The 12,380-nt window shown below is 45.6% G+C and carries 8 protein-coding genes and 8 tRNA genes; 1 reads left to right on the top strand and 15 read right to left on the bottom strand.

What is annotated here, in order from left to right; genetic code table 11:
- Nucleotide 1: 1 nt before the first annotated feature.
- The 7 genes from AC1VOR_RS05865 to AC1VOR_RS05835 all read right to left on the bottom strand — a co-directional run bounded on the left by AC1VOR_RS05865 (nt 2) and on the right by AC1VOR_RS05835 (nt 10,467).
- Nucleotides 2–1,129, bottom strand: coding sequence for a Fe(3+) ABC transporter substrate-binding protein (locus AC1VOR_RS05865; protein ID WP_482616447.1), 1,128 nt, complete (start codon nt 1,127–1,129; stop codon nt 2–4).
- 147 nt (nt 1,130–1,276) lie between these two features.
- Nucleotides 1,277–2,341, bottom strand: a complete 1,065-nt coding sequence (locus tag AC1VOR_RS05860; RefSeq protein ID WP_482616446.1) for a Fe(3+) ABC transporter substrate-binding protein — start codon at nt 2,339–2,341, stop codon at nt 1,277–1,279.
- Entirely contained in the window at nt 2,338–3,780 is a 1,443-nt protein-coding gene (locus tag AC1VOR_RS05855) for a HAMP domain-containing sensor histidine kinase (protein WP_482616444.1), read from the bottom strand. Before AC1VOR_RS05855 ends, AC1VOR_RS05860 begins: the two co-directional genes overlap by 4 nt.
- Nucleotides 3,777–4,454, bottom strand: coding sequence for a response regulator transcription factor (locus AC1VOR_RS05850; RefSeq protein WP_482616442.1), 678 nt, complete (start codon nt 4,452–4,454; stop codon nt 3,777–3,779). The genes AC1VOR_RS05855 and AC1VOR_RS05850 overlap by 4 nt, the downstream gene beginning before the upstream one ends.
- Nucleotides 4,455–4,645: 191 nt before the next feature.
- Nucleotides 4,646–7,123, bottom strand: a complete 2,478-nt coding sequence (locus AC1VOR_RS05845) for a family 43 glycosylhydrolase (protein ID WP_482616440.1) — start codon at nt 7,121–7,123, stop codon at nt 4,646–4,648.
- 68 nt (nt 7,124–7,191) lie between these two features.
- Complete coding sequence (locus AC1VOR_RS05840; RefSeq protein WP_482616439.1) at nt 7,192–8,259, bottom strand: GntR family transcriptional regulator; 1,068 nt, start codon at nt 8,257–8,259, stop codon at nt 7,192–7,194.
- Between the two features lie 147 nt (nt 8,260–8,406).
- Nucleotides 8,407–10,467 carry a GxGYxYP domain-containing protein gene (locus AC1VOR_RS05835; protein ID WP_482616437.1) on the bottom strand — a complete coding sequence of 687 codons (2,061 nt, stop codon included), beginning with the start codon at nt 10,465–10,467 and terminating at the stop codon, nt 8,407–8,409.
- Between the two features lie 344 nt (nt 10,468–10,811).
- Here AC1VOR_RS05835 and AC1VOR_RS05830 point away from each other — a divergent pair, with 344 nt between their 5' ends.
- Complete coding sequence (locus tag AC1VOR_RS05830) at nt 10,812–11,159, top strand: hypothetical protein (protein ID WP_482616435.1); 348 nt, start codon at nt 10,812–10,814, stop codon at nt 11,157–11,159.
- A 472-nt stretch (nt 11,160–11,631) separates the two neighbouring features.
- Here AC1VOR_RS05830 and AC1VOR_RS05825 read toward each other — a convergent pair.
- The 8 genes from AC1VOR_RS05825 to AC1VOR_RS05790 form a co-directional block, all read right to left on the bottom strand.
- A tRNA-Leu gene (locus AC1VOR_RS05825) sits at nt 11,632–11,711 on the bottom strand.
- A gap of 8 nt (nt 11,712–11,719) precedes the next feature.
- Nucleotides 11,720–11,793, bottom strand: a tRNA-Arg gene (locus AC1VOR_RS05820).
- 8 nt (nt 11,794–11,801) lie between these two features.
- A tRNA-Gly gene (locus tag AC1VOR_RS05815) sits at nt 11,802–11,876 on the bottom strand.
- Nucleotides 11,877–11,897: 21 nt separating this feature from the next.
- Nucleotides 11,898–11,970: transfer RNA gene (locus AC1VOR_RS05810), tRNA-Lys, on the bottom strand.
- A gap of 50 nt (nt 11,971–12,020) precedes the next feature.
- Nucleotides 12,021–12,097 (bottom strand) — tRNA-Asp (locus AC1VOR_RS05805).
- A gap of 18 nt (nt 12,098–12,115) precedes the next feature.
- Nucleotides 12,116–12,189: transfer RNA gene (locus AC1VOR_RS05800), tRNA-Met, on the bottom strand.
- 15 nt (nt 12,190–12,204) lie between these two features.
- A tRNA-Val gene (locus AC1VOR_RS05795) sits at nt 12,205–12,280 on the bottom strand.
- 22 nt (nt 12,281–12,302) lie between these two features.
- A tRNA-Glu gene (locus AC1VOR_RS05790) sits at nt 12,303–12,377 on the bottom strand.
- Nucleotides 12,378–12,380: the final 3 nt, after the last annotated feature.

Below are 12,380 nucleotides of genomic sequence, written 5' to 3'. Positions count from 1 at the left end.
ACTACTTCCATCCAACCTTGTTGGCAATCTCCACAGCTTTCGGATTTAATTCACCGTATTTGGCAAAGTCAATATCCTGGCGTTTGAAGTCTCCCCAACTCTTCAGCAATTCCGGTAGTTCCGTCTCCGTGTTCACAGGGAACTCGAAATTAGCTTGTGAGATTTTCGCTTGGGCTTCGGGCGCAGTCAGGAATTCGAGCAGCTTGATGGCATTGTCTTTATTCTTGCTATGCTTGATCAGGCCCGCCCCACTAATGTTAATGTGAGTACCGGTCGTTTCCTGGTTAGGGAAGAACACACCAACTTGCTCTGCCACTTTAGCCTCTTCAGCATCCTCTGAAGCGGACAATCTACCCACATAGTAGGTATTCATAATCGCTACATCACCTACACCCGATACGATGGCCTTCGCTTGATCCCGGTCTCCTCCCTCTGGTTCGCGAGCCAAGTTAGCGGCGATACCAGCTGCCCATGCCTCCGCCTCTTCCTCACCCATAATCTCGATAAAAGAAGCTAGCAAGGATTGATTGTACAGATTAGTCGAAGATCTCACGGCAATTTTACCTTTCCATTTGTCCGTAGCCAAATCCTCATAGGTCGAGAGTTGACTGGGCTCAACCCGGTCCTTGGCATATACGATTACCCGTGCTCGCGTGGACAAGCCAATCCATTGATTGTCTTTATCCCTCAAGTCTCCAGGAACCTGCTTGTCCAGCACATCAGATACAATCGGCTGTAGAATCTCTTCTGTCTTGGCCGTGTTCAAAATCCCGCCATCTACCGTAATGAACAGGTCGGCTGGGCTGCTTGCTCCTTCGCGCTTCAAGCGCTCGATTAATTCAGGCGCTTTCCCTTCGACCACATTCACTGTGATTCCCGTTTGCTCCTTGAATGCATCATAGAGCTCCTGATCTACCTCATAGTGACGAGCTGTATAAATATTAACCTCGCCGCCCGTTTGGGCAGGCTCCGTATTTGTGGACGATTGAGCTGGCTCCTCCGTTTGAGCTGGTGCAGTCGTATTATTGCCGCTGCCTTGTCCTGTGTTACTGGCACCGCACCCTGCTAGAAGAGCGATAACAAGCATGCATGAAATGGTTAATACAATGGAACTGTGTTTCTTGAACATGTACCTTTTCCTCCTCATCATTTTCGGATCTCACTCTCGAGAATGAGAATCACTATCAATAAAATTCACTTAATAAGAATTCTATCAATCGAAAATGAGAAAATGATGTGAAAGAAGAAAATTGTCATTTTTGAAATTGACAATTGTTTATTTCCAACCCACTTGGTCAAAAATATCGGCTGCTTTCTGATGCAAGCGGCCCAGTTCCGCAATGCTCACAGGCTGACGAATAAATGACATCCAGCTACGTAGCAAGGCTGGCATATCTGCCTCTGCATTTACCGGGAATTCATAACTTCCTTGTATGAGCATCGTTTGTCCCTCTCGGCCAGTCAGGAATTCAGCTAACTTAAGCGCATTGGCCTCATTAGGTGCATACGTGGCAAGCCCTATTCCGCTTATATTTGTATGAACCCCCGTTGTTAGCTGATTGGGAAAATACACTCCTAAGCCCGCGGCAATCTCCAACTCCTCCGGGTCGCTTGAAGTCAGCATTTGACCCACATAGTACGTATTCATAATGGCCACGTCTCCTATTTTTGCTGCAATGGCCCTAGCTTGCGCCTTATCTCCCCCCTCAGGTTCACGGGCAAAGTTACGCACGATTCCCGCCGCCCATTTCTCTGCTTCCTGTTCTCCATACAATTCAATAAACGAAGCCAGCAAGGATTGATTATACAAACTCGATGAGGAGCGAACCAGCAACTTCCCTCGCCAGCGCTCATGGGTCAAATCTTCGTAAGTGGAGAGCGATTCTGGATTTACCCGGTCCCGGGCATAGACTATAACTCGGGAGCGCGCCGTCATGGCTAGCCAGTAATCGTCCGGGTCACGCCACTCTGCCGGAACATTGTCCCGCAACACATCAGACGACATAGGCTGCAATACCCCGCTCTCCTTGGCTTCATTAAGAATGCCCCCATCCACAACGATTAACAAATCCGCCGAAGAGGCCTGCCCCTCCCGCTTCATGCGTTCAATTAACTCTTCCGCCGTGCCCTTGACTTCATTAACCTGAATGCCCGTGCGTTTCGTGAATTCCTGAAAGACAGCCCGATCCACTTCATAATGTCTCGCTGAAAATACGTTTACGCTGGGCCGATCACCTTGAAGCTGCTGATCCTGCTTTAAAATACAAGATGATAAAAAAACCGCAATGACTAGAAGCGGAATTAGCAGCCCTAAAACGCCTCTCTTTAGCCAGGATTTCATAGACTATTCCCCCCACTTTTATCTATATAAGGCCGGCAAGCAAATGAAAATGTCACCGTCGTCCCTTTTGACACTTCACTTTGGACCATTATCGTGCCATGATGGTGCTCTACTAATCGTTTGGCAATCGCCAGACCCAGACCCGTCCCGCCTTGCTCCCGACTGCGCGCCTTATCCGCTCGGTAGAATCGCTCCATAACATGGGGGAGGTCCTCCTCAGGAATGCCTATGCCATGATCAGTAATCTGAAAAAACGCGCGTTGATCGCGCACATCCCCGGTAATGCTTATTGACGAGCCTGTTGCTGAATACTTGACTGCATTATCCAGTAAAATCATCAAAATTTGCTCAAGATGCCTTTTGGGTACAAGAATCTCATACTCTTGCAGACCGGTCAGCAGGGTTTCAAACGGATAGGCGGGGTATAATTGCTCCCACTCTCCAATTAAATGAAGCACAGTTCGATCCGCTCGAGCCGTCACCTCATCTTCGGCAGGGCTCGCCTTCTCTGCTCTCGTCAGCGTCAGCAGATCCTGAACAAGAGCTTTAATTCGCGTCAGTTCCTGATAAGAAATGCTTAAGGATTCCTCCAACGCCTGAGGATCCTCCTTCCCCCAGCGCAGCAGCAACGACAAATGCCCGTCCATGATGGCGATCGGGGTGCGTAATTCATGGGAAGCATCCTCAACAAATTGGCTTTGCTGAGAGAATGATCGTTCCACCTGATCCATCATGCCGTTGAACATTTTCATCAAGGCCACCATTTCATCTTCTTTGTCTGGAATTACCATCCGCTGTTGCAAGCCATTGCGTTCGACGTCTCTCATCGTCCTGGCCATCGCTTGAATCGGCTTCAGTACTTGCCTTGCCAGTATAGCGCCGCCCAAGCCACTTAAGACGACAGCCCCTAGGCCGCATAGCAAAAACACCCGCAAAATGGCCTCCGTCAGCTTTTCAAATTGATCTATATTCTTGACAATCTCCACGGTACCGGTAAAGGAATGGATGACAATGGGACTTCTCATCACTAACAGGGAATGCCCACCGTGACTGGCAACGACCACTTCTGTCTTGGAACTTGGTATAGCAGGAATAGCGTATTCTGCGATACTGTCGGAGACGGTAATAACTTTATTGCCATGTTGGTCGATGACCCTGATTAATTGATCGTTCTGATTCTTCTTATCCAGATAACTGCGTATTCGCGGTAATTCCTCTTCCGTAAATCCAGCCTCTCGCTCCAGCAGACCATTCAAGATATCATTCATCTTATGCTGCGCCTGCGCCTTCTCCTGACCCAGCATCCATTGCTCGACAAAGATATACTGCACGGTATTATAAGCGATAAATAACACCAGAATCAGAAAAGCGGACCACAAAGTGAGTGTCCATCTAATCGGCAGACGCAACAGCACCTGCTTCAAGGTATGTAGTTTCATAAGTTCATCATATAACCGACACCACGAATGGTTCGGATATAACCATCTTGCCTGGAATCATCTATTTTGTTGCGTAAGTACCGGATATACACATCAACGACGTTCGTATCAACGGCAGCTTCAAATCCCCACACTTTATCCAGAAGCTCCTCCCTGGTCATGACGCGCTTTGCATTCTCTACAAGGGTGGTGAGCAGATCAAATTCCCGTTTGGTTAACCCGATTTCCTCGCCTCCTCTTCTGGCGATCCTTAAGTCCCGGTTAATAGATAAATCCCGAAATAACAACAGTGCTTGAGATTTGTTAGTGTGCTCCTCTTGTCTTCTGAACACCACCCTCATGCGGGCCTTCAGTTCTTCAATTGCAAAAGGTTTGGGCAAATAATCATCTGCTCCGCAGTCCAGCCCCATGACCCGGTCTGTAATACCGTCTCTGGCCGTCAGCATAATTACAGGGGTTTTCTTAATCGTACGGATTTGCCGGCAAACCTCCAGCCCATCTATCTTAGGTAGCATTAAATCCAGCAAAATAACATCCCATTCCTCGCCAAGAGCCAGATGAAGTCCCGTGGCACCGTCATAGGCTAACACAACCTCGTTCTCTTCCCTCCGCAGCTCCATCTCAACGAAGCGCGACAAATGCTGTTCATCCTCAATAAATAAAATCCGTTTCATTACATCCGGTTCCTCTCAATGCAGTTCTTGAAATCCTTTACTGATTTAAAGTCTAGTATAGCTTAAAATAAAGATAATGAGAATCATTATCATAAATTCAAAACATAGAAGGAACGCATACAACAGCAAAGAGAGATAGCCCTCTAGAAAAAAGGCTATCTCTCTTTATTCGTTGCTTCGTGCCGATTATGTTAAGGATACATCTTCACATTATCGAACAAAGTCTCTTTATATGCTGTTCTTAGCCCGATTTTCCCATGTGTGAATGGTTGGGGAGAATGGTCATTGTAATCAATCTTTGGCACCGACATATCATCCACGTACACCTTGATATTGGTTCCGTTGACTACTACTTTTAATTTGTGCCATGAATGGGTATCAAGTGGTGTCGCAAATTCAGCCAGCTTGCCCCAATTGAAATTTTGTTTGCCCAGGTACACCCCATCTGTTCTGATGTAGGCATAATAACCCTGTAAGAAGTCTCCATTATTCTGTCCAAGCTCTAGCCCATTAGCTGGGTTAGTGCCCCTTATAATGACCCCGGCATCTCCATCGTTTTCAAGCATTTTGACATCGGCTTCGAGGGTATAATTTGCCCAGTGATCCTCACCGGTCGTCGTTTTTGCAAAGGTACCACCCGTCGAGTGGTATTGACCATCTATGACAGACCAGTTCCCCTCCCAACGCTTCCAACCCTCGCTATTGTTATCATTAAAATCATCATTCCAGTTAGGAACTTCCGCATAACGATGGAATTCCATACTGGCAAAGTCCGCTTCACCCGTAACAAATTCAACCCGTAATTCTCGGAGCCCTTCATTTAATGTAACGTTATGAGTCGTTATTGATCTCCACTCATCCCAGCCACCTGTATTGGGAATAGATACAATACCGGTTAAATCCGTAGTTCCGTCCCAGACACGGATCTGTACACCATCCATTGTGGTAGCCATACGGAATGTAATATCGTAAGCTCCCGAGTCAGCAACATTTACGCGATACTTCAACCACTCACCCGTCTGGTTCCAACCGACGTTGTAGCCGCCTTGCGGATTTTCCCGTATATCAACCGCGTCATTCCGATACTGACCGCCAATATTGGCGGGAGTAGTGTCATGGTAGCCCACTCCCTCACCACCACTCATATAATGAACGGCCTCGATTTTACCCGGTATAGGCTTATATGCCTCCCAGGCACTACTGCCTCCAGCCTGATTGCTGAATGCTACATATCCAAAGTCAGCATGGGTATCCTCCGACACGTAACCAATCTGTCCGCCCTCCAGATTCGCCGCTCTGGTTACCTTCAACATCTGATCTACATAAATTTTATAAGTATCTGCTGATTTTTCTACACGAAGATTATGCCACTTCTTATGGTCAAAGTCCGCAGGCAGTCCTGCATTCTCCCAACCTTGGGAGACCCCGTTAATCACCAGATGGGTCTCTACTTGATTGTTCTTCGAGCTCAGCATGGCCACACCATAATTGTTCTCATCCACATAGGAGAAAGTCACGCCATACCTTGGAGAAGCACTGGTTCCCCGATTCATTTCCTTCATATGAAATTCAGCAGTAAAGTTAGAAGCCGTTACTGCCTTAGTAATCTGCTTGTATGGCACTGTAGTTCCGATGGTATCCTGCCACATCAATTCTTGGTTATAAATCCCCCAAGTCCCTCCGTTTACGTTCTGCCAGTCCAGTCCCACGGTTGCCCGATCAAATCGATCTTGGAAAACTGGCTGCGCAGGATCAGGCTGAGAGGTCGTCGTAGGTCCAAGCACTACCATTTTGTCGCCGTTCCAAACCACCCGATCAAAGTTAATGCTGCGAATGGGCCATCTTTCAGGCGTGTACCCTTTCCAATCATGATAGAACATGTAGGTAGAATCCAGATCCGGACCTACAACCAGGCTATTATGCCCGAGGCCAATGGTAGGCCCCTCTGTGGAGACAAGGACCGGATTCTGATTGCTCGCAGGAACAAACCCGGTTAACGGATTGTCACTTACTGCATAGTCAATCCGGTACGCCGGACTATGGACATGATTACCGGTATAGGTCATGAAATATCGGCCATCACGCTTGACGACCGTCGCCCCTTCTGTCCAACCTCCATTGATCGAGGCCCCCGTATTATGACCTGGTCCAAATGTATAGGGATCACTCATCTGATGAGCAACCATCTGTCCATGCGCCGCACGGTAGAAATACCACTGACCATCATCATCTATGAATACATGACCGTCAATCGACAGCCCTCTGTTCGGTGTTTGAACCGTAAAGGGACCCGTCGGACTTTCGCTTCGCAGTACATAATGACCGCCTCCGCCTGGTGAGGTATACATATAGAAATAACCATTCCAGTAAATGACTTCAGGCGCATAGGCCGCCTTCGTTATAGGATCGGTTGCTACCAGCCCTTCGTATGTCCAATCAACAAGGTTCGTAGAGCTCCAAGCTTTGATACCAATCTCGGAGTCCTTGGTACTAACATATAGATAATACACTCCTTGAAACTTCAAAATATAGGGATCGCCCGAACCGTAAGTTGGCCACTCCTGATCTAGTGATCTGGGATTCTCATAGGCGGTTGCCAGGGTAGCAGGCAACATCAAACATAAGACCATAACAAAGAGCAGTAACCTGAATTTCTTCAAGAACCTCATTCCTCCCACTCTAATATGATATCGCTTTCATTTTGCGTATATATCATACCATCATGGGTAGAGCAATTTTATACCTTATTGAGTATATTTTTGTGGAACAACTTGACCGGAACAGCAATTCTTCTTGGGTCATGCTTGCCTTGAATTTGCTCGACCAGGAGTTCGACAGTAATCCTGCACATGTCCTCAACGTTCTGCTTCACATAACTGACGTCCGCCAAATCAGATTGATCGAAACTGACCAGTTCCGGCTTGCAAAATCTCTGTTGGCTCATCACCTTCATAGCCCGGTGAGTGTAGTCTGTTAGCTCTGCATTGCAGGCAAAGATAGCTGTGATATCAAGATTGTCCTCTAGAAATTCCCGGATGATCGAAATGCCTTTACCCGAAGCAATGTCCTCAATATTCAGGATGCACCATAGATTTTTGTTGATGGGTAAATTTTTCTCCAAGAAAGCTTGTTCAAATCCGGCGGCCCGATCTGCCGTGGCCGTATTCGTCACCTCTACCGTAATAAAGGCGATCTTCTTGTGTCCCTTGTTGAGCAAATCCTTAATGGCAACGTAAGTTCCATTAATATTGTCAGCCGATACACTATAAGTCTCAACTTCCTTGATATAACGATCAATTAATACAAGGGGGAACTGATCCAGGCTTAGCCTTAAAATATCGTTGTTGTACATTTGCTGCTCAATAGGAAAAATAATCAGGCCTTTTACGCGTAAAAGCAAAAAATCCTCAATAGCTTTACTTTCCTCAACGGCAGACTCCTGTGTAATCCTGACCAGCAAATAATAACCTTGCTCCCTTACATTTTGTTCAATGGAGCTCATAATTCGCTGGTCCACTTTCGTTTTCATGCTAGGTAGAATGAGCCCGATAACCCCTTTATGAATATCGCCAGAAGGGAATTGCTCCAGAACTCTGTTCACGAAAGTTCCCTTACCACGGTATCTGACCAACACGCCTTCCTCCGTTAAACCGTTAATTGCATTTTTGGACGTAATTCGGCTCACATGGTATTGCTCGGCCAGTTCTTGCTCCGAGGGTACTCGATCACCCGGCCTCAGTTGTCCCGACCTAATCAGAAATCGAATGTCTTCTTGTATCTTCTTGTAAAGTGGAAGTGATTTCATGAGGATTCCCCCGTTTTAGTTGAATTATATCAAATATGGAAATCCAACGTATATCAGATTATTAATGCACAAAACAAAGAACCCAGACCCTACAGAAGAGGATTGGGTTCCTTGTTGATACTGGCAGAGATCGTTCTACATTCCGTTCTAGAGATTGTCCTCGTTAAGATTTGTTGGGGCAGGACCCGGTTGGATAGGCAATCCATAGTGCTCCCTTACAAGCTGGAAGTAGTTATCCGCTCTAACAAATTCAATATTGCTATTGGAGCTGAAATAATCGACTACATCCACAAAATCCTGATAACCCACATCCCACGGATTCGCTTGAATGGTCACAAATCTCGGGGCCGAACCATCCCAACCCGCAATCGCATTATTGATTTCCAATTTCAACGTATCATAGGAATAACAATAGTTAGCGTTCAACACTTGGCTTGGCAGCGAGTTATTAAATACAGTAACGTTGCCACCGCCTCCCCCTTGTGCTGTCATGCCGAGCAAATTTGGTGCGTTCTGAGCAAAGCTATTGCCCACATTAGGATTTGTCGCCCCCACAATCGTGTTCCAAATCGTCACTACCTTAAGTCCGGCACGCTCCATGTAATCTCCGGATAGTGCAGTGTACTCGTCAAGGAAAGTTTGGTTATCCCAGTAGTTAGGGTACGTATAACCTACTCCGCTCGGTCCGGCAATCAAGGCATCATTTGGCGTCGCTGTATCATACAAATAATCCAGTACTCCAGGCATAGCATCCAGCATCGCTGGCGATACGGTCCAACTGAGTGGTACCTCCCCTCTGTTAGGCGCATCCCAAATGCTCTTGAAGCGATGCTCCATATATTGCAGATTATCGCCGTCACTTAGAATAAGCGAGATATAGATTTTATTATCCAGATTAGGCTTGGTCGGGACGGGCTTAACATCCACGTTCCGCGAGGTGCCCCCAAACACAGTAAGATTGGACGAGAAGTCACTGGCAATGGTGGAAATACCATATTCGGATGCGGTTTCAACCCCGCGTTGTTCCGCAGGCCACCAACCCATGTAAATCCCGCTGCCGTAAGGCATATCATCAAAGAATTTACGCAGCAATGTGTTCTCTGCCGGGACGTCCGGATCAAGCCAGATAACAGCCGATCCTATTGCAGTTGCATAATCTCGAAGAAATCCCGTAAGATTCGGATTCAGTCCTACAATCAATCGATGTGGCAGCGAAGGCCAATAATTGTCGTATAAGTCCTGATATACTTCGATCTTGTTGGCATAATCACCCCGCAGATCATCCAATATCGGCAAATTGTATGGTGCAGAGGTTAGCTTACTAACCAGGCTCGGTGGGGCAACAATGCCATCATTTAACGAAGCAATCGTTGTTGCTAGGTTTAATGTATCCGGCAACTGATCGTCATAGACCACAATCCCGTCTACTTCATTCAGATACTTGCTGAGCAGCAGCCAGTTATCCGATACATCGGTATAACCAAGACCCAACGAGTTGAGCCAATTCTCCCTGCCTTCCTCGCCTCTAACAGCATTGTCATAAGTATAAATTCTTGGCTGTGTGCGGTTCACAATCCCCTTGAGTGAAGTGAACAAAGCAGCTTCTGCGGCATTACTCAAAGATTCTGTCCCCACTTCCCGCACCTTAATATAGGAAGCTCCATGCCAGTAAACTCTAAACTCCAATCGATGTCCTGCATTTTCATTCGTAAAAGGCAGATAAAACCGCTCATAATTAGACGTATACGTCCAATCCTGTCTTCGGATATCTCTGGTGGCCAGCACCTCACCCGTATCATGATCCCTTACATCAACAGTAACCATGACATTATTGTCAGCCGTGTTATTATCAATAATCATATCAAAAAAAGCTCTGTGTTCCCCTACCGGAATGTCTGTGGCGTACGGCCCATAGACCATATGATGAAATGGCTCATCAATGTTGACTTGAGCAAGCCACCCATCCCCATCCAGTCGGCCCGTATTGTGTCTAATTAACGATCCAGTTGCGTTGTACTTGAATTCTGTCAACAATTCCATGACATCAAGCGTTGGAGCGGGTGATGAAAATGACGGGAGCAACTGGTCTGATGGCCAGCTCAACCCTGCCGCCTCAGCCTCTGGCAATCCAGCCGGCGGTACAATAGTAACGATTAAAGCAACCCCTAAAAATACAGCCAACCACTTCTTCTTCCAACGAAATTTCATGCTCACCTTTCTCCTCCTTTAAATTTGGACTAATGAGCCTTACTCCTCGCCATGATGAAAAAGAAAATTATGCATTAAAAATATATCACATATATTAATTATAATAAATAATACTTTAGCATTAAAAAATAATTATTTTTTAATCAAAATCTATAAATTTAAACCATATATCGAAATACAAACAAAGAAAATCACTCAAATTTGCTATATTAAACATAAAAAAGAATTATACTAATATACTAATTAACAATTCCAAAAGCTTAAATAAAAATGTAAAATTTTATTTGTATACCAAATTTTACTATGTTATACTTTATTTACACTAAATTATAGGAGGTAAATTTATGAAAAATGTAAAGAAATTTTTGGTGGTTTTAATTCTATCACTCTCATTTTTTACTATCCCGTCTCTAATCTCATCGGTTTCTGCTAAAGAAATATCAACTAATTCTTCTATTGGTTTGACTCAAGGAGAAATAATTGGAACTGTCAATTTCAATATGCGTAGAAATTCGAATGTACAACTTTTCACTGCCAATCAAAATGTTCAAATTCAATCGGGTGGACACCTTATTAGTATTAGTCCAGGTGGAGTAGTTTCATCTAACAACCAACTTGGTACTGCTGTTGTATATACTTTTAATCCTAACGGAGACTATGTAATATATCTCATAACTGTAAATGCAAATTAATAATTTTAATTGTATAGTTTAATCAAATCATTAATTAATAGGTTTATTTTCTACCAATCTCACCATCAATAAGCCAGAAATCGCCGTGATCTTTGATCGGATTTCTGGCTTTTTTTCTGTTATTGCCTATATTCCGATATAGATATAAGTTGCTTTATCCTCTATCGAGCAAGTTTCAGATACTGTTTAAATTGTTTTTTTACAACTCTTTTTTAAAATTCTCCGGCTTTTTCTTTTCATTCAATTTCTACTTTTAAGCCGAGTTAGTCAAAGTGCAGGTAATGGAACGTGTGCAGGGACTACCCAGGAAGAAAATAAAAAAAATCTAAAACAGAAAAAAGAATCAACTTCTCTCCGGCAACGAAACCGAAAAGAAGTTGATCCTTCAAGAGAGTGTAGAAAAAATTATTATCCTACACGATGATACAGACGAGACCTATCACGTAGATCTCACAGTTAGGTTTATCAATGATGCCGGTGAAGGGACTCGAACCCCCACGGTTTCCCTCACGATTTTGAGTCGCGCGCGTCTGCCAATTCCGCCACACCGGCGAGTAAAACGCGCCCTAAGAGATTCGAACTCCTGACCTTTTGATTCGTAGTCAAACGCTCTATCCAGCTGAGCTAAGGGCGCATATCATATGGAGCGGACGACGGGAATCGAACCCGCGACCCTCGCCTTGGCAAGGCGATGCTCTACCGCTGAGCCACGTCCGCAAAATAACAAAGAAAAAGCTATGAGCCATGAAGGACTCGAACCTTCGACACCCTGATTAAAAGTCAGGTGCTCTACCAACTGAGCTAATGGCTCGTACAATGTACGACCATCCCTTATCAGGATGCAGAATTGTAAAATAATAATGGCGGAGCCGACGGGATTCGAACCCGCGGTCTCCTGCGTGACAGGCAGGCATGTTAGGCCTCTACACCACGGCTCCACACTTAGGGTAATGCAATTGCGGGGGCAGGATTTGAACCTGCGGCCTTCGGGTTATGAGCCCGACGAGCTACCGGGCTGCTCCACCCCGCGTCAGTAAAAGTCTTATGGTGGAGGCTGAGGGGCTCGAACCCCCGACCCTCTGCTTGTAAGGCAGATGCTCTCCCAGCTGAGCTAAGCCTCCGATCTGGGTTTTAAGGAAATAATGGTGACCCGTAGGGGATTCGAACCCCTGTTACCTCCGTGAAAGGGAGGTGTCTTAACCCCTTGACCAACGGGCCATA

The organism is Paenibacillus sp. 1SOY10 (assembly GCF_056836745.1).
This window is presented reverse-complemented; position numbering and strand designations above follow the sequence as displayed.